The sequence below is a fragment of the Flavobacterium praedii genome, from assembly GCF_026810365.1.
In the GTDB taxonomy this organism is placed as follows: Bacteria; Bacteroidota; Bacteroidia; order Flavobacteriales; family Flavobacteriaceae; genus Flavobacterium; species Flavobacterium praedii.
This window is the reverse complement of record NZ_CP113948.1, coordinates 435012-454246: the sequence shown is the minus strand read 5'-3', so window position 1 is coordinate 454246 and position 19235 is coordinate 435012. Positions and strand designations below refer to the sequence as shown.

Sequence of the window (19235 nt, the reverse complement as noted above, 5' to 3'; positions counted from 1 at the left end):
AGTGAATCCCGATTTTATTAAATACCAAGCACAAACTTCACCTTATCCTTTGGGTATGGAGGTTTCGCATGCAATTGGTTCTTATATATACGATACCAACAACAAAAAATATTTAGACTTTGTGGCGGGAGTTTCAGCTTGTACGCTTGGCCATCAAAACAAGAGAGTCAATGATGCCATAAAAGATCAATTGGACAAATATTCGCATGTTATGGTTTATGGCGAATATTCGCAAAGCCCAGCTGTTGAATATTGCAAATTAATGGCCTCTCTCCTACCTGCTCCATTAGACAAAACATATTTAGTCAATTCGGGTACAGAGGGCATCGAAGGAGCTTTAAAACTTGCCAAAAGAACTACAGGAAGAAGCCAGCTTATATCATGCCATAATGCCTATCATGGAAACACCATGGGATCAATGAGCGTTATGGGTTTTGAAGAACGCAAACAGGCTTTTCGTCCTTTACTTCCCGATGTTGATTTCATTACCTTTAACAATGAAGCCGATTTACTAAAAATAACAACAAAAACCGCTGGAATCATTCTTGAAACTATTCAGGGAGGAGCTGGTTTTATTGAGCCCGAAAATGATTTTCTAAAAAAAGTAAGAGCTCGTTGTACCGAAGTAGGCGCAATGATGATTCTTGACGAAATTCAACCCGGCTTTGGGAGAACAGGAAAATTATTAGGTTTCCAGAATTATGATGTCGTTCCAGATATCGTGGTTATGGGAAAAGGAATGGGTGGTGGAATGCCAGTGGGTGCATTCACTGCTTCATCAGCCATGATGGATTTATTGACCGAAAATCCAAAATTAGGACACATTACGACTTTTGGAGGACACCCTGTCATTGCGTCAGCTTGTTTGGCAACTTTGAAAGAATTAACTGAAACCAATCTAATGCAAGAAGCTTTAGAGAAAGAAAAACTCTTTAGAACCCTTTTGGTACATCCTTTGATAAAAGAAATACGAGGAAAAGGTTTGATGCTAGCGGCCATGACTGACAATGCTGAGATCACAAATGAAGTGATATTAAAATGTCAAGATAGAGGATTAATATTATTTTGGCTCCTTTTTGAAGGTTGTGCCATCCGAATTACACCGCCATTAACCATTTCAGAAGAAGAAATTCGAGAAGGTTGTGCTATTATTCTTGAAGTAATGAACGAGATGGTTTAAGATTTTAGAATGCAGAGTGCTGATTTTAAACTTTAAATAAATTTAAATATATTTAAAAATTGCCATTGAAATTGATATTGGCATTATAAAACTGTTAATTAAATTGTTCACAACATATAAATTTCTTCCTCATAACAACAATACGTTTTCCTAATTTTAATCTAGGATAATTTAAAAACACACAGTATGCAATTAAGCAACGAAGAAGAAGATTATAACTTATCCCTATCCAAATTTGAGTCCATGTTGAAAACCAACAAAGTGCTCTTTTTTGACTCCGAAGAATTTGAAGAAATCATTCTTCATTATCTCGATATGGGCAAGTCTGCATTGGCCAAAAAAGCTTTAAAGCTAGCTCTGGAACAACATCCAAGATCCAGCGGCCTAAAATTAGTTCAAGTAGAAATGCTTATTTATGATGACAAACTCGAAATTGCCGAAAAACTATTGAACGAGTTGTATGCAATTGAACCTACCAACGAAGAAATATACATCCAGAAAGCAAATATTTGCTCCAAAAGAGATCAGCATGAAAAAGCAGTTGAAATGCTTAAGATCGCTTTAAAATATACCGATGACTATGCTGATGTATACAATTTAATTGGTATGGAATATCTATTCATGGACAATCTCGAATTGGCTAAAGAAAGTTTCATCAAATGTCTTGAAGAAGATTTTGAAGATCAATCCGCTTTATACAATGTAGTGTATTGTTTTGAATTTTTGGATCAAAATCAAGACGCCATCGTTTATTTAAACAAATACATTGACAAGAATCCATACAGTGAGATTGCTTGGCATCAATTGGGACGCTTGTATTATGGTGTAAAAGAACATGAAAATGCCATTAGAGCTTTTGATTATGCCACATTAATTGATGATGAATTCCTTGGTGCTTTTATGGAAAAAGCCAAAGCTTTGGAACGCCTAAAAAAATATGATCTTGCCATAGAGAGCTATAACCGCACCATCGAATTGGATGATGCCACATCGTATGCTTTGCTCCGAATAGGAAAGTGCTATGAAAAGCTAGGCAACAAAGTATTGGCATTAAAATACTTTAATAAAACCGTACATGAAGACCCTCTTCTTGACAAAGGGTGGATTGCAATTACCGACTTTTATGTACGCCAAAAAAACTTTCAAAAAGCATTGTTTTTTGTTAATAAAGCCTTGGCAATAGACAATCAAAACAAAATGTACTGGAAGCGATATGCGGCAATAAACAAACAAATGAACTTCTTTGAGGAAGCCGAATTTGGATACAGAAAAGCAGTAGAATTTGGTGACTACCAACTAGATACTTGGTTGTTTTGGGTGGATATTCTTCAATTTTTAGGTGAATTTGAAAGCGCCATCCAAACTTTATTTCAGGCATCTGAGTACTTTCCGGAAGAAAATGAAATTGAATATCGTTTGGCTGGATTGAATTTTATGCTTTCAAAAAATATCAAAGCAAAATTCCATTTAAGCAATGCTTTGCGCTTGAATACAGAAAATATGATTTTATTGCAAGAATTATTCCCTGTGGTTTGGGAGAAAAAAATGGTACAAAATTATATTGAAAAACATAAAAAACAATAATGGTTGAAGTTTTAAAAAAACGTTTTGGTTTACTAGGTCGTAATATCAGTTATTCTTTTTCAAAAGGATATTTTACTGATAAATTCAGTAAAGAACATTTTGAAGGTTGCACTTATGAAAACTTCGATATTCCTGAAATTAATTATTTTACTGAATTAAGAAAAAATAACACAGATCTTAACGGTCTCAATGTCACTATTCCTTACAAAGAAGCCATACTTCCATTTTTGGATAAATTATCCAAAAATGCAACACAAATTGGAGCAGTAAACACTATAAAATTCACCAAAAAAGGAAAACTAAAAGGCTATAATACCGATTTTTATGGCTTCAAAAAATCTTTAGAGCCCTTATTACAGCCGCATCACAAAAAAGCTTTAATACTTGGTACTGGAGGCGCCTCAAAAGGGGTAGCTTTTGCCTTAGAACAATTGGAAATTGCTTATACTTTTGTTTCGCGAGAAGCCAAAGAAAACTGTATTGACTACCAACGTATCAACGCAACAACATTTGACAATTACCAAATAATAATCAATTGTACACCTGTTGGAACGAGTCCAAAAGTTGATTTATTTCCGATTATTCCTTATGAATACTTTACAGAAAAACACATTGCTTACGACTTAATATACAACCCAGCAGAAACCCAATTTTTAAGCAAAGCCAAAGCACATGGTGCTCAAATTAAAAATGGCTTGGATATGCTTATTTTTCAGGCCGAAAAAGCCTGGAAGATTTGGAATAAATAAAAGATTCACATTATAATTAGCCTAAAAGCCCTCAGATTGGAGTTCCAATTTGAGGGCTTTTGCATGATCACATTGAGCAAAAATATCAAAACAAGATAAAATAAAAAGGCCTAAAACCAGAAAATAACCAAAATACAACCATAAAAAAAGTAATTACACAATAATTAGACTATAATCAAACGATTTATTTTGAATTTTGACACACCTTTACTATCTTTCGCATTCAATAAATAGAAACCTTAAACATTTACAAAATGTTAGAAGAAAAGAACGAAAACCTGTCTCTTCAAGAAAATGAGACAGACGGAAAAATGGCCAATGAGTTGCAAGAAGCAATCCAATCTGAAACTCCTGTAACTGAAGAAAGTGAAATCACTGATGTTGCAGCAGAAGAAAATACGGTATATCCTGATGCTGAAGCAGTAACAACTAATGAAGACGCAATTAATGAAAAACAAAATGTTTTAAATGCTATTGCCGAGACCAATGCGGAAGAAAGTGAAGATGAAACCCTGAAAAATCGCCATGATATTCCGATGCTTGATTATGAATCATTACCAATGGAAACATTAGTTGACGAATTGAAAAATTTGGTTACTAATGAAAAAGTAATGTCTATAAAAGATCATGTTGAAGAAATTCGCAAAGCTTTTTTAGCAAAATACAATCATCTTATCGAAGAAAAAAGAGAAGAATTCAATCAGGAAAATCAAGACCCTAATGAAGAATTTCAGTATCATTTCCCTTTAAAATCTAAGTTCGATCAATATTATACAATCTATAAAGACAATAAAAATATTCATTTTAAAAGTCTTCAAAACAATTTGAAATCCAACTTGGAGACACGATTGGCAATTGTAGAAGAATTAAAAGAATTAATAAATCCTCAAGCCAACATCAAAGACACCTTAAATCATTTTAATGAATTGAGAGAACGTTGGAAAAATGCAGGATCTATTCCAAAAGATAAATACAATCATGTATGGAACAACTATCACTTTCATGTAGAAAATTTCTATGATTATTTACACTTGGATAGAGAGGCCAGAGATATTGATTTCAAACATAATTTAGAGCTTAAACAAAAAATAATAACTCGTGTTGAAGAGTTGCTACACGAAGCAGACATCAACAAGGCATTCCGAGAATTGCAAGATTTACATCGAATTTGGAAAGAAGATATAGGACCTGTATCTAGAGAATTTCGCGATGAAATTTGGAATCAATTTAGTGAATTGACAAAAAAAATGCATGATAAGCGTGAAGTTTTGTTCGAAAACTTAAGAGGTACTGAATTAGAAAATCTAGAAAAGAAAAAAGAAATCATTGCCAAAATAGAAGTTTTAGCTACCGAAAAAGTAAATGCACACACACAATGGTTGGCCCAAATCGAAAAAGTTGAAGCATTAAGATCTGCTTTTTTTGCTGCTGGTAAAGTTCCTTCTGAAGTTAATGAAACTACTTGGGCTGCATTCAAAACCGCTGTAAGAAATTTTAATACTTTTAAAAACTCTTTTTATAAGGATATCAAAAAAGATCAAAACGACAATCTAAACAAAAAAATTGCTTTGGTAAAAAAAGCCAAAGAATTACAAGAAAGTGAAGATTTTGCATCTACTACTCCTATCATGAAGCAAATTCAAGAAGAGTGGAAAAAAATCGGCCATGTACCAAGAAAATATTCTGATAAAATTTGGAATGAATTTAGAGAAGCGTGTAATCACTATTTCGATAAATTAAAAGAACACAAAAATATTGAAAACGTTGATGAAGTTGAAGCTTTTGATAAAAAGAAAACTTATCTGGATACATTAAGAGAATTTCAATTAACTGGTGACCACAAGACCGATTTAGACGCCATCAAATTGCATATTGAAACTTGGAAAAATTTTGGAAAAGTTCCTTTCCCAAGAAGACATATTGAAGGAAAGTTTAATAAAATTCTAGATGCTTTATTCGAAAAATTAAGCCTAAGCAAAAAAGATACCGAAATGATGCGTTTCTCCAACAGAATGGATCATCTGTCAGAAAGCAATGATATTAGAAAACTCGATAATGAGAAAATTTTCTTAATGCGTAAAATCGAAGAAGTACAAAATGAAATTTTCCAATTAGAGAATAACATTCAATTTTTTACCAATACTAGAAACGCAAAAAAAGAAAATTCAATTGTTCTAGAAGTTCGAAAAAACATTGCTATTCACAAAGAAAGTTTAGATGTTTGGAAAGAAAAACTAAAACAAATAAGAAATTTAAATCAAGAGTAGATTAAAATTTACTTGATTAAAAATACAATTAATAAGCCTCAACCACAATGGTATGAGGCTTTTTTTATGCCGTTAATACCGCTAGAAATTAGAAAACTTGAAACATAAAGTGGCATTACAGCCATCACTACGCATAACTTTAACTTACATTTATCACAATCTAAAACCCTATCAAAAAGCAATTCTCTACATTTGCAAAATGAAAACTTTCTGGAAATTTACCGTATTAATTGGACTATTCATCCAGTTCAATTTTGCATTCAGTGCGAATCAATACGATACTCCCTCTTTTCAAAACGATAATAGCACTACTTTTAATAAAGAAAGTTTAAGTTCTTCACATTTCATTCAACCCTCTATTGATAAAGGCTCAGTAGACCAAAGTCATACTACCAGAATTCGTATTGGAATAAATGACTGCAATTTAGTATCTCCATATTTCATCTGTTCTAAAGGAAATAATCTTAATATAGTTTTATCAGACCAAGACATTGACAGATGCATAAAGGTTTCAATTTTACTCTTCCCATTCCATTATTTTTGGTGATTTAATATTATGGTTCCGTTTTAATAAGTAAAAACTTTTACTATACCTGATTCTAATTGAAACAGGTGAACAAATCATTATATAATTTTAAAAAATAAAAACATGGACACTTCCGTAACCATAATAGGCCTTATAATTACAGTTTTAATAGGTATTCCGTTAACTTTAGTATTTCGTTCCAACATAGTGAACAGAGCAAAAATAAAAGAAATAAAGAAACAACACAGTCAAAACAATTATTATAATTTTGAATTAACTGAAACACAAAACAAGAAGATTTTAGCCATAGATCAAAAGAAAAAAGGATTTCTGTTTATAGATTTTAGTTATAAAGAAGAAACATCTTATTTTGTAGATCTAAAAAATATTCTTTTGTGTAATTTGATCGAAAACAAACAAGAAAAGACACATATCACCTCAAAAATTGAAATTGAACTAGTTTACAAAACTACAATGAAAAAAGAATTGATACCAATTTACAACATCGAAAACCATTATATCGATTTTAATTGCTTGTATGAAGATCAAATTTTAGCTAAAAAATGGGTCACTTTAATCAATAAATCCATATCATAAAAAACATCAAAGAGGCACTACAATACCTCTTTGTTTGTATTTAGCTATTAACTAACATGATAAATATCATTTTAATCTTTAAAAAGTCACACTAATTTTGACTTATATCTAAAACAGATTTTTATGAAAACCTCACTTATTCAAAAATACAATGTTCCCGGGCCACGTTATACTAGTTATCCTACGGTTCCTTATTGGAATGAGTCAGGATTTACTAATGACAATTGGATAGAAACTCTAAAAAAATCATTCCAAGAAAGCAACGACAATGAAGGTATCAGCTTGTATATTCACTTGCCATTTTGCGAAAGCTTATGTACATTTTGTGGATGCAATAAACGTATTACCAAAAATCACAACGTAGAAAATACGTATATAGAAGCCGTTTTAAAAGAATGGTCCCTTTATTGCGAAATTTTAGGCAAAAAACCTAAGATCAAAGAAATTCATCTAGGTGGTGGAACCCCGACTTTCTTCTCGTTAAAAAGTTTAGAGGACTTAATTAATGGAATACTGGCTCTCGCCGAAAAAGCAGAAGGATATGAATTTAGTTTTGAAGGCCACCCGAATAATACCACTCATGCGCATTTGCAAAAATTGTATGATTTAGGATTTCGAAGAGTGAGCTTTGGTGTTCAAGACTACTCTCAAAAAGTTCAAAAAGCAATAAATCGAATTCAGCCTTTTCATAATGTAGCCAAAGTTACATTTTGGGCAAAAGAAATCGGCTATACATCAATTGGACATGACATCATTTTTGGCTTGCCGTTTCAAGAAATTGATGACATTATCGATACTATCGAAAAAACAAATTCCCTTCAACCCGATCGATTGGCTTTTTACAGTTATGCACACGTACCATGGATAAAAGGCAATGGGCAACGTGGATTTAATGATGAAGACATTCCGAAAGATGATACCAAAAGAAAATTATACGAAATTGGGAAAGAGTTACTTTTTGAAAATGAATACTACGAAATTGGCATGGATCATTTCGCTCTTAAATCAGACAGCTTATACCAATCTTTTAAAAACAAAGAATTACATAGAAACTTCATGGGATATAGTTCTTCAAAAACTCAATTAATGATTGGTTTAGGAGTTTCCTCCATAAGTGACAGTTGGTATAGTTTTGCTCAAAATGTCAAAAATTTAGAAGATTATTACCAAATGCTAGAAAAGGATAAACTGCCCGTTTATAGAGGTCATCTATTAACATCTGAAGATCTTATCATCAGAAAACATATTTTGAACTTAATGTGCCATTTTGAAACCACTTGGACAGATTCAGCAAACTATTTTCCAGAAATTCCAGAAATTCTTATACAACTCAAAGAAATGGAAAATGACGGTTTATTGATAATCGGAAATAAAAATATCCAAGTTACCGAAAAAGGGAAACCATATGTTCGAAACATCTGTATGGCATTTGATTTAAGACTTAAACGAAAAACACCAGATACCGCATTGTTTTCTATGACAATTTAAAGAAAGGCAATTAATTTTGCATCAAGAATATTTTGGGCGTGACCACATTGTGCAAAGGGGCATATATTCAATACCCCTTATTCAGCCCCTTTGCACAATCTGGTCGGGCTATCACGAGCGCATGGCGCCTTGCTCTATCCCTCACGCAATAGTGCAAACGATGATCAATTTATCTTTTCAAGACCAAAAAAAATCAAAAAAAAGCCAATTAATGACAATTGGCTTTTTCTTGTATAAATAAATTCATATTTGAAGGCGAGACATAAGGAATCCCAAGCCCCAAACCTCTAAGAATAAATAAAATTCCTATTATCACACCAACGATTGGAACAATTTTTTGAATTTTATTCCGTACAGAAATGGTCAGTAACGAGTTGATATAAACCACAGAACTCATAAGTGGTACAGTTCCCAATCCAAAGAGCAACATATACAAGACTCCAAAACCAGCACTTTGCATAGCAATTGCTCCAAACAAGGCTACATAAACCATTCCGCAAGGCAAAAAACCATTTAATAAACCAATAATAAAAAGTGATTTATAACTTTTACTCTTAAAATGACTTCCCAGATTTTGCTTAATTTTAGAAATCACTTTGTAAACCGGCTTCGAAAAATTATAATTAGACAATAATTTTTCAGGAATGAGAATGACAAGAATCATAGCAATTCCGATAAAAATTGATAATTGCTGTTGAATACCAGCCAAAAAGAATCCTTTACCCAACATTCCAAAAATCAATCCAATACTACCATAAGCCATCAATCTTCCCAAATGATAGATACTAATTTGAATAACTTTTTTAGCAGGATTATTTCGGGCAACAGGCAGCATCAGTGCTATAGGACCACACATTCCAATACAGTGAAAACTACTGATTAAACCAAATAAAAAGGCAGTATAAAGCATTTTGAGGTAAAAAGTTAAGATGTTAGAGGCATGAAGTGAAATACTATCTTCTAATCTCTAAATCACATTTTGAATTATTGAATTACTGTATTTAATTTTCATTCTGGGATTAGGGCGTTTTTATATAAACTTTCTCTTTAGTCAAATATGATTTCCCTTTATATTTCCATTCCATATTAATGTTCCATTCACCACCTATAAGTTTATCATTAGAAACAAACACTGATGCAGCATCTTTAAACACAAGTGGGAGTTGAAAATCAAACTTTTTATTAGAAGCGCGATAAAAAGCAACAGTTCCTGTTATCTCTTTTGGAGAAAAATCTGCAGGAAAAACAATTGCAACCCCTTTGGTATTGACCGTAATACTAGGTTTAACCTTTAAGTCATGGGCTTTTTGGATGCGCACCATTTCGTCTTGAAAATGCACATCATGTTTGTAATATTCTTCTACAACCAAATCATTATCATACTTACTATCCGTTTGAACCTTTACAACAAAGTACATAATAAAACTTATGAACAAAGCAAAAGCAATCACGATATAAGTTCCCCAATTAATTTTCATTCTATTTTTTATTAAAATTCTATTTTACATTTTTATTACCCATGCTAATTTCCCCTTAGTAGTTTAGTCTAATCAAAACTTCGAGGACTCAAAAAATTAGTATGAGTAGTCTCTATTTTTTTATTACCCTCATAAAGATCAATTTCTACAGTAGTCCTATCACTTTCCAATAAATATTTACTGATTTCGATAAACAAAGTACCACTTGACATCCCGTGTTTGGCAACTTTTAACTCTTGAACTCCAACAACTTTTAAAGCACCTTTTATACCAACCAATTCAAAATGTAAATCATTAATATCATGATTTGTTTTATTTATAATCTTAAAGGTATAAATATTACTAATATTATCCCCTTTGTGTTGAAATAATTGACCTGGCAAACGCAAAATAGTAGCTTCAACCTCGGTTCTTAAAAACAATAACCCTGTTAGCACTCCAATTAAAATAACCAATACAGCAGTATACCCCTTCATTCTAGCGGTAAACTTGAATTTAGCTTTGGTTTCTATTTCATCTTCCGAAGCATATCTAATCAGTCCTAATGGCAAACCAACACTTTCCATTATAGAATCGCATTCATCAATACAAGCGGTACAATTGACACATTCTAATTGTACGCCATTGCGAATATCAATTCCTGTTGGACATACGTTTACACATTGCTTACAATCAATACAATCTCCTTTTCCAGTCTTTGCACGATCTTCTTGCTTATTAAATTTGGCTCTTCCTAACTCTTTTTCACCACGAACAAAGTCATAAACCACATTTATCGATTTTTTGTCTAACAGTACCCCTTGTAATCTTCCATAAGGGCAAGCTATAATACAAACCTGTTCTCTAAACCATGCAAACACAAAATAAAAAACGCTTGTAAAAATCAATAAGGAAATAAAGGTACTCGAATGAGACAAAGGTCCATCTTTAATTAAACGAAATAATTCATCGCTACTTATAAGATAAGCTAAAAAAACATTGGCTATCATAAATGATATAACCAGAAACACAAACCATTTGAGGGTTTTCTTTCCGATTTTTTCACTATTCCATTCTTGTTTATCCAATCGGATTTGAGCTCCTCTGTCGCCTTCAATCCAATACTCTATTCGACGAAAAACCATTTCCAAAAAAATCGTTTGTGGACAAATCCAACCACAAAAAATACGCCCAAATATAACCGTAAAAAGAATTACAAAAACAACCCCAATGACCATAAACAAAACAAAAATATAAAAGTCCTGAGGCCAAAATGGAAAACTAAAAATATTAAAACGACGTTCCAATACATTGAACATCATAAACTGATTGCCATTAATTTTTATAAACGGATTGGCTACTAAAATGATTAATAAAAAATAACTAACCCATTTTCTATATTCATAAAACTTACCAGAAGGTTTTTTGGGATAAATATATTTTCTATGTCCTTCTTTATCAATTGTCCCTATTGTGTCTCTAAAAGATTCGTCTAGATTACTTGACATTTTTTGTTTTTTTTTATTAAAATAATTAGTGTTTCATGCAATACATAAATTCTATTTTAACCAATTTCAACAAAAATAACTTACAAAATCAGTGTTGAAACTTGAGTAATTACAATGAATTTGCAATTACTATAATCCTATTTAATAGAATAAAAGCTCTGTCAAAGTTATTAACTTTGACAGAGCTTTTAAATTATAATACTTATATTTTTACTTTTGTACTATCTGTCGCGGGAACTGCTGCAGGAGCGCTAGTTGAAGCTTTATCATCAACCCAAATTTCACCATCTGGTGCTTTTGGATCTTTTGGATTACTGCCTTTTAATGAAATAACGTAACTGGCAACTGCCTGAATTTCTTTTGGTTTTAAAGTTCCTTTCCATGCAATCATTCCTTTACCGTCACGACCTCCATTTGTTATTGTATGAAATAAATTTTTTATTCCACCTCCTAATATCCAATGATCATCTGTTAAGTTAGGTCCAATTTGTCCACCAGCATCAGCTCTATGACAAGCTACACAATTAGTTGCAAAAATCGCTTTACCTTTATCTAAATCTGCAGGATCCGTTAATAATGTTACTGAATTCTCGTCCATCAAATCTGGTGCTGTTTTCATATACTCTGCTACTTCAGTTTTAGCTTGAGCCATTTCATTTTTCAATTCAGTTTCTTGGTCAGGTGCACCCAAAATTTCAAAACGAACTAAATAAACAGCGGCAAAAACAATACAAGCATAAAATAAATATACCCACCATGGTGGTAAATTATTATCTAATTCCTTGATTCCATCATAATCATGATCCATCAATAGTTGTTTTTCGTCTTCAACAGGTACTGTTTTTGTCAAAAGTTGCATTATGTTTTTATACCAACTTTTGTCTTTTAAACTTAAACTATCTTCATAAGCCTTGTTTGCTTTCTCCTCATCAGACATTAACTGATACATGATGGTATTTACAGCAGTCAAAGTAGTTTCAATTGCTATCAAAAGGAAAAGAAACACAAACAAAAAGACGGCAACCATTGGATATTTAACAAAAGCAGGACGATCACCTGAATCGATAAAATACTCCATCGCTCCAAGAACGATGAAAAAGATGAAAAGAACTCTTATATAAGGTGGAACTAATTTTTTCATTATCTATTTATTTTTAAATTGTACAATTTAATCTTCTAAAGGGATTTGACTTATTTCGTCTATAGTCTCTTTTTTATATGAATATACCCAAATACCCAATCCGATAAAAAAGGAAAAGAAAATAAGTAACGATAGTATTGGAAAAATTTCGACACCCGAAATGGTTTCCATATTGTGTTTTATTTGTTCAAACATATCTTTACTCTATTATTGTTTTACTTTAATATCAGTACCCAATCTTTGTATATAAGCGATTAAAGCTACAATTTCTCTTTCATTCATTGGTACAAATTTCTCACCTCTAGCAATTGCTTTTTTCTTGCTATCTTCATAACTTTTTACAAAGTCAGGATCATTTTTTAGACTTTCTTCTATCGCAATGGCTTGAGTTCTTAAATCTTTTAATCCATTAGCTACTTGAGCATCACTATAAGGGACACCGAGTGTAACCATTGCTTTCATTTTCTTTTCTGTCATTGAAATATCCAATGCTTTATTGTCAAACAACCATTTATAGCTAGGCATAATAGAACCTGCAGATATACTTTGCGGACTCCAAAAGTGATTAAAATGCCAATTGTCATTGTATTTTCCACCTTCTCTTAATAAATCTGGACCTGTTCTTTTTGAACCCCATAAAAATGGATGATCATAAACAAACTCTCCCGCTTTGGATTGAGGTCCATAACGTTCTACTTCACTACGGAATGGACGTACAGACTGAGAGTGACATCCCACACAACCTTCACGAATGTATAAATCACGACCTTCTAATTCTAAAGGAGAATAAGGTTTAACACTAGAAATAGTTGGTATATTTGATTTTACCATAATGGTTGGAACAATTTGAATAATACCACCAATTAAGATTGCAATAGTTGCAAACACTGCCATTTTAATTGGTTTTCTTTCCAACCAAGAATGGTATTTCTCTCCTTTAAGTCTTCCAGCACTAATGCTTTGTAAAGCTGGAGCTTCTGCCAATTCGTCTTCTACTTCTTCTCCCGCACGTACGGTTTGAATAATATTATAAACCAATGTCAGCATTCCTGTAAGATACATTGTTCCTCCAACAGCTCTCATCCAATACATTGGCATAATTTGAGTAACCGTTTCAAGGAAATTACCATACGTTAAAGTTCCGTCAGGATTAAATTGTTTCCACATAGATGCTTGTAAGAAACCTGCTAAATACATTGGTAATGCATACAATATAATACCTAATGTACCAATCCAGAAATGAAAATTAGCTAATTTGGTAGAATATAAAGTTGTTTTTGTCATCCTTGGGATTAACCAATAAATAATACCAAATGCCATAAAACCATTCCAAGCCAATGCTCCTACGTGAACGTGAGCAATAATCCAATCGGTATAGTGTGCAATTGCATTTACATTTTTAAGAGAAAGCATTGGCCCTTCAAAAGTAGCCATACCATAACCGGTCATTGCAACTACAAAAAACTTCAATACAGGTTCTTCTCGAACTTTATCCCAAACACCTCTCAATGTCAAAAGACCATTGATCATACCTCCCCAAGATGGAGCAATCAACATTACTGAGAATACAACTCCTAAATTTTGTGCCCAGGTAGGTAAAGCAGAATATAATAAATGGTGAGGACCTGCCCAGATATATAAAAATATTAAAGACCAAAAGTGAATGATTGACAAACGATAAGAATACACAGGACGATTGGCAACTTTTGGAACAAAATAATACATTAAACCTAAAAATGGTGTTGTCAAGAAAAAGGCAACCGCATTATGACCATACCACCACTGTACTAAAGCATCTTGAACTCCTGCATAAACAGAATAACTTTTTAAAGCAGAAATTGGCAATTCTAAACTATTAAAAATATGCAATACAGCAACTGTTATAAATGTTGCTAAATAAAACCAAATAGCAACATACAAATGACGCTCTCTTCTTTTTAACATGGTACCAATCATATTGATTCCAAAAGCTACCCATATCAATGCAATAGCTATATCTATTGGCCATTCTAATTCAGCATACTCTTTTGAAGTAGTATACCCCAACGGAAGTGAAATAGCAGCTGCAACTATAATTAATTGCCAACCCCAAAAATTAAGGTTACTTAAAAAGTCGCTATACATTCTGGCTTTCAACAATCGTTGAAGCGAATAGTAAACACCTGCAAACATTGCATTACCAACAAAGGCAAAAATAACTGCATTAGTATGTAAAGGTCTCAATCTACCAAAACTCAACCACGAAATACCTTCGGTCATGTTTGGAAAAAGGAACATTGTGGCCAAAATCAGACCTACTAACATCCCCACCACTCCAAATAGTATGGTAGCATAAATGAACTTCTTTACAATTTTGTTGTCGTAATAAAATTGTTCCATTTCCATAATTTATAATTGTTTTTAAAGTTGTTTAAAATTGGTAAATTTATAAAAGATTAAAGAGTAATTTAACTTTTAATTTCTGATTTCTTTTGGGTAGTTTTAATCAATTCATCATCAAAAAGCATTCGCACAGAAGGGGTGTAGTCATCATCAAATTGCCCTGATTTTACAGCTACAACAAATGCAATAAAAAAACCAATGGCAACAAAAATGCTAACGGCAATAAGCAAATAGATAACACTCATATTATTAATATTAAGTTAACAAAATTATAGGTATCACTTTTTATAAAAAATGACAATTATCATATTTAATCTGATATGTTAAAAATATGAAAAAATAAGATATAATTCCCTGTTAAACTATTTTATTTTTCGAGAATAATAATTACTCATTAACGTTACAAAACTCACTATCGTAATGGTACTCAACGGCATAATAATCGCCGCAACCAGTGGCAAAAGATTTCCTGTTATTGCAAAAGAAAGTCCAACAACATTATACAATAATGACAATGTAAAACTCATTTTGATTGTCGTGATAGCTTTTTCTGATAATTTCAAAAAATAATGCAATTTTTCAAATTCTTTGGCATCCAAAATTGCATCACAAGCAGGCGAAAAAACATTGACATTTTCTGATATTGAAACCCCAACATTACTCTGCGCTAAAGCCCCAGCGTCATTAAGCCCATCTCCAACCATCATAACGTTTTTACCTTGCTCTTGCAGTGCTTTTATAAACTCCAGTTTTTGTTCTGGCTTTTGATTAAAAACCAACTCAGTCCCATTTGGCAATATAGACTCCAACAAACTTTGTTCTCCTTCATTGTCTCCAGATAAAACTTTTATTTTATACTCTGAACTTAGCTTAGTAAACAGTTCAGACAATCCTTCACGGTATTCATTATTAAATATATATTTTCCGTAATACTCATTTCCAATCTTTATATGTACAGTAGTCTGTTGAATAACCTCTTTACTGCTTGCATTAACAAAATCAGCGGATCCTAATTGAACAGTAACTCCTTCAACTGCAGCTTGAATACCTTTTCCTGTAAACTCTTCAAAAAAGTCTAACTTAATTCTTTTAGTATCTGGTAAAAAATCATACAACATTCGACTCAAAGGATGATTTGATGCTCGAAGTACGTTTTTGATAGCAATTAAATTCTCAGAGGAGAGCTCCTTACCTTCATAAGTAATATTGGATTTTGTATTTGTTGTTATGGTACCTGTTTTATCAAAAACTATTGTATCTACTTTTGCCAATTGCTCAATTACAAGAGCATTTTTGAGATAAAAATGTTTGTTCCCAAAAATTCGCAGCATATTTCCCATTGTAAAAGGAGCTGTTAATGCTAGAGCGCAAGGGCAAGCAACAATTAAAACAGCTGTAAAAACATTAAACGCAGTATTGGCATCAAAAAATATCCAATATCCAAAACCAGAAAAAGCTATTAACAAAAGTATTGGCGTAAAATAACGGCTAATACTATCTGTTATGGTTTTGTGTTTCTGTTCTACTTTTTTCTGAAAAATATCGTTACTCCACAATTGTGTCAGATAACTTTGTGAAATGGTTTGCAAAACTTCCATTTCGATAATTTTGCCAATTTGCTTTCCGCCAGCAAAAATTTTATCCCCTGATTTTTTAGTGATTGGAATTGCTTCACCTGTTACAAAACTATAATCAATTTCTGCTTTATCAGACATAAGAATTCCATCAACTGGAATTAATTCTTGATTTCGAATTAATAAACGATCTCCTTTTTCAATTTCATAAACTGGTATACTTTCCTCTTTTGAATCCGTATTTATTTTAGTGATTGCAATTGGAAAATAGGATTTGAAATCTCTTTCGAAACTAAGGAAACTATAGGTCTTGATTTGAAACATTTTTCCCAACAACATAAAAAATATCAATCCTGTTAGACTATCAAAAAAACCCGAACCATAATCCATCACAATATCAAAAGTACTACGAACAAACATTACGATAATCCCCAAAGCAATAGGAATGTCGATATTAAGCATCTTGGTTTTAATACTTTTGTAGGCCGAGACATAATATCCACTAGCGGAGTATAGGAAAGAAGGCAAAGATAAAGCGAAAATCAAACCTCTAAAAAATGGTCTGTAATTATCCAGCCAGTATTCTTTTACCTCAAAATATTCTGGAAAAGAAAGTAACATGATATTTCCAAAACAAAAGAAAGCAACTCCAAGTTTATACGTTAAACTTCTATCAATATTGTTATTTCCAGCTTCGTAATTCTCTAAACTAATATATGGTTCATAACCAATTGAACTCAACAAATAGACAATATCTTTTAAAGAAACACTATTCGGGTTGTAATTGATTCTAACCTTTTTTTCTGGGAAATTAACTTGAGAAGTATTTATTCCTTTTTGAAGACGCTGTAAATTTTCCAAAATCCAAATACACGAGCTACAATGTATATGAGGAATACTAAGTGAAATAATAGCGGTTGAATCTTCTTGAAATTCCAATAATTTTGTAACGATACTTTCATTGTCTAAAAAATCATATTTTCCTTTAATATCTAATGGAGTTGCTCCTGGAGATTTTTCAAAATCATAATAACAGGTCATGTCATTTAGACTGAAAATTTCATAAACCGTTTTACATCCATTGCAACAAAATTCTTTGTTATCGAACACAATTTGATCTTCTTTTATTATATCCAAACCACAATGAAAACAGTTATTTTTCTCCATAAAATGATACTAATTAAGCGGGTGCAAATTTTACAAATTGATTATGATAAAAACAATGATATTTATCATATAAATGTATAACTTTGTAGCCGCAAATCCTATTTCATTATGAGTAAATGTGAACAATGTATCGTAAGAGAATTTAGTTCTTTGAAAGCACTAAATAAAGACGAACTTATAAAACTATCCGATTGTAAAGTTTCTAAATTAATCAAAAAAGGAGAAAACATTTTTGAAGAAGGAGAAAATGTTAATGGTATATTTTGCGTAAAAGATGGTGTTTGCAAAATGACCAAATTAAGTCCAAATGGCAAAGATCATATTGTCAAACTAGTTAGCAAAGGAGAATTATTGGGTCAACGATCAATGATAAGTGATGAGCCTGCTAATTTAAGTGCCATTGCTTTAGAAGATATGCAAGTTTGCTTTATCCCCAAAAACGAAGTTATGGGTTTCTTTGACAAAAACAATCAGTTTTCAATGAATGTGATGAAAACAATTTGTGGCGACTTGAAATTATCTGATGAACACATGGTGAATATGGCTCAAAAATCAGTAAAAGAGCGATTGGCCGAAACTTTGATTTATCTACATGAAACCTTGGGTACAAATGCGGATGGCACTTTAAAAATACAACTCTCTAGAGATGAATTAGCCAGTATGATTGGTACTGCCACAGAAAGTTGTATTCGATTATTATCTGATTTTAATAAATTAGGTTTAATAGGATTAATAGGAAAAAAAATAGTTTTAAAAGATATCAATAAATTAAAAAAATTGGCGGAATAATTTTTTAAAATACCATTTTTTTTGCATTCTAATAAAGCTATAATTTCTTAGCCTCATTCCAGAATACATCCATTTCTGCAAGGGTCATATCCATCAATGGCTTTCCTAATTCGGTAGCTTTACTTTCTAAATATTGAAACCTTTTGATGAATTTTTTATTGGTTCTTTCTAATGCGTCTTCAGGATTAATGTTTAGAAATCGCGCATAATTTATCATTGAAAAAAGTACATCTCCAAATTCATCTTCCATTTTATCTTGATCGCCTGCAGCAATTTCTACTTGTAATTCTTGTAGTTCCTCTTGTACTTTATCCCAAACCTGGTGTGATTCTTCCCAATCAAAACCTACTCCCTTCACTTTATCTTGAATTCGACTTGCTTTTACTAATGCCGGTAAACTTTTTGGCACACCTTCAAGAACAGATTTTTTACCTTCTTTGAGTTTTAATTTTTCCCAGTTCTGTTTTACTTCATCTTCATTTTCGACTATAACATCCCCATAAATATGCGGATGACGATGAATCAGTTTTTCACAAATGTCATTGCACACATCAGCGATATCAAAATCATTTGTTTCACTACCTATTTTGGCATAAAAAACAATATGCAAAAGCAAATCACCTAATTCTTTTTTTACTTCATTTAAATCATTATCTAATATAGCATCACCCAATTCATAGGTTTCTTCGATAGTAAGATGACGAAGCGATTGCATAGTTTGCTTTTTATCCCAAGGACATTTTTCACGCAATTCGTCCATGATATCCAATAAACGTTTGAAAGCTTGTAATTGATTGTCTTTGTTCATCTTTGCATTTTAAAAATT

The 19235-nt window shown here is 32.1% G+C and carries 17 protein-coding genes; 8 read left to right on the top strand and 9 right to left on the bottom strand.

Going from position 1 to position 19235, the window contains the following annotated elements; genetic code table 11:
- Position 1 precedes the first annotated feature (1 nt).
- From OYT91_RS02040 to hemN, 7 genes are all read left to right on the top strand, one after another.
- Complete coding sequence (locus OYT91_RS02040; protein WP_269223293.1) at positions 2 to 1180, top strand: aspartate aminotransferase family protein; 1179 nt, start codon at positions 2 to 4, stop codon at positions 1178 to 1180.
- 186 nt (positions 1181 to 1366) lie between these two features.
- Positions 1367 to 2764, top strand: coding sequence for a tetratricopeptide repeat protein (locus OYT91_RS02035; RefSeq protein WP_269223294.1), 1398 nt, complete (start codon positions 1367 to 1369; stop codon positions 2762 to 2764).
- Entirely contained in the window at positions 2764 to 3513 is a 750-nt protein-coding gene (locus OYT91_RS02030; RefSeq protein WP_281239297.1) for a shikimate dehydrogenase family protein, read from the top strand. Before OYT91_RS02035 ends, OYT91_RS02030 begins: the two co-directional genes overlap by 1 nt.
- Positions 3514 to 3767: 254 nt before the next feature.
- Positions 3768 to 5780 carry a DUF349 domain-containing protein gene (locus OYT91_RS02025; protein WP_269223295.1) on the top strand — a complete coding sequence of 671 codons (2013 nt, stop codon included), beginning with the start codon at positions 3768 to 3770 and terminating at the stop codon, positions 5778 to 5780.
- A 199-nt stretch (positions 5781 to 5979) separates the two neighbouring features.
- Positions 5980 to 6327 (top strand): hypothetical protein, encoded by a 348-nt coding sequence (locus OYT91_RS02020; protein WP_269223296.1) that lies wholly within the window; start codon positions 5980 to 5982, stop codon positions 6325 to 6327.
- A 102-nt stretch (positions 6328 to 6429) separates the two neighbouring features.
- Positions 6430 to 6903, top strand: a complete 474-nt coding sequence (locus OYT91_RS02015) for a hypothetical protein (protein WP_281239296.1) — start codon at positions 6430 to 6432, stop codon at positions 6901 to 6903.
- A 123-nt stretch (positions 6904 to 7026) separates the two neighbouring features.
- Complete coding sequence (gene hemN, locus OYT91_RS02010; protein WP_281239295.1) at positions 7027 to 8391, top strand: oxygen-independent coproporphyrinogen III oxidase; 1365 nt, start codon at positions 7027 to 7029, stop codon at positions 8389 to 8391.
- Positions 8392 to 8599: 208 nt separating this feature from the next.
- On the opposite strand, the gene OYT91_RS02005 is transcribed toward hemN, so the two are convergent.
- The 8 genes from OYT91_RS02005 to OYT91_RS01970 all read right to left on the bottom strand — a co-directional run bounded on the left by OYT91_RS02005 (position 8600) and on the right by OYT91_RS01970 (position 17620).
- On the bottom strand, positions 8600 to 9301 hold the full coding sequence (locus tag OYT91_RS02005) for a sulfite exporter TauE/SafE family protein (protein WP_281239294.1): 702 nt from the start codon (positions 9299 to 9301) through the stop codon (positions 8600 to 8602).
- Between the two features lie 109 nt (positions 9302 to 9410).
- Complete coding sequence (locus tag OYT91_RS02000; protein WP_281239293.1) at positions 9411 to 9869, bottom strand: FixH family protein; 459 nt, start codon at positions 9867 to 9869, stop codon at positions 9411 to 9413.
- Positions 9870 to 9937: 68 nt separating this feature from the next.
- Positions 9938 to 11356: a cytochrome c oxidase accessory protein CcoG gene (ccoG, locus tag OYT91_RS01995; RefSeq protein WP_281239292.1), complete on the bottom strand. Its 1419-nt coding sequence runs from the start codon at positions 11354 to 11356 to the stop codon at positions 9938 to 9940.
- 202 nt (positions 11357 to 11558) lie between these two features.
- Complete coding sequence (locus OYT91_RS01990; RefSeq protein ID WP_281239291.1) at positions 11559 to 12497, bottom strand: cbb3-type cytochrome c oxidase N-terminal domain-containing protein; 939 nt, start codon at positions 12495 to 12497, stop codon at positions 11559 to 11561.
- A 27-nt stretch (positions 12498 to 12524) separates the two neighbouring features.
- The gene (locus OYT91_RS01985; protein WP_269223303.1) at positions 12525 to 12692 is read right to left on the bottom strand and encodes a CcoQ/FixQ family Cbb3-type cytochrome c oxidase assembly chaperone; all 168 of its coding nucleotides are present in this window, start codon (positions 12690 to 12692) and stop codon (positions 12525 to 12527) included.
- 12 nt (positions 12693 to 12704) lie between these two features.
- Complete coding sequence (gene ccoN / locus OYT91_RS01980; protein ID WP_269223304.1) at positions 12705 to 14882, bottom strand: cytochrome-c oxidase, cbb3-type subunit I; 2178 nt, start codon at positions 14880 to 14882, stop codon at positions 12705 to 12707.
- 62 nt (positions 14883 to 14944) lie between these two features.
- Positions 14945 to 15124 (bottom strand): cbb3-type cytochrome oxidase assembly protein CcoS, encoded by a 180-nt coding sequence (gene ccoS / locus OYT91_RS01975; RefSeq protein ID WP_281239290.1) that lies wholly within the window; start codon positions 15122 to 15124, stop codon positions 14945 to 14947.
- A 117-nt stretch (positions 15125 to 15241) separates the two neighbouring features.
- Positions 15242 to 17620 (bottom strand): heavy metal translocating P-type ATPase metal-binding domain-containing protein, encoded by a 2379-nt coding sequence (locus OYT91_RS01970; protein WP_281239289.1) that lies wholly within the window; start codon positions 17618 to 17620, stop codon positions 15242 to 15244.
- Positions 17621 to 17728: 108 nt separating this feature from the next.
- Between OYT91_RS01970 and OYT91_RS01965 the strand changes: the two genes are divergently transcribed.
- Positions 17729 to 18409 (top strand): Crp/Fnr family transcriptional regulator, encoded by a 681-nt coding sequence (locus OYT91_RS01965; protein WP_281239288.1) that lies wholly within the window; start codon positions 17729 to 17731, stop codon positions 18407 to 18409.
- Positions 18410 to 18446: 37 nt separating this feature from the next.
- Here OYT91_RS01965 and mazG read toward each other — a convergent pair whose 3' ends face one another.
- Positions 18447 to 19217, bottom strand: a complete 771-nt coding sequence (gene mazG, locus OYT91_RS01960; RefSeq protein ID WP_281239287.1) for a nucleoside triphosphate pyrophosphohydrolase — start codon at positions 19215 to 19217, stop codon at positions 18447 to 18449.
- Between the last annotated feature and the right edge of the window lie 18 nt (positions 19218 to 19235).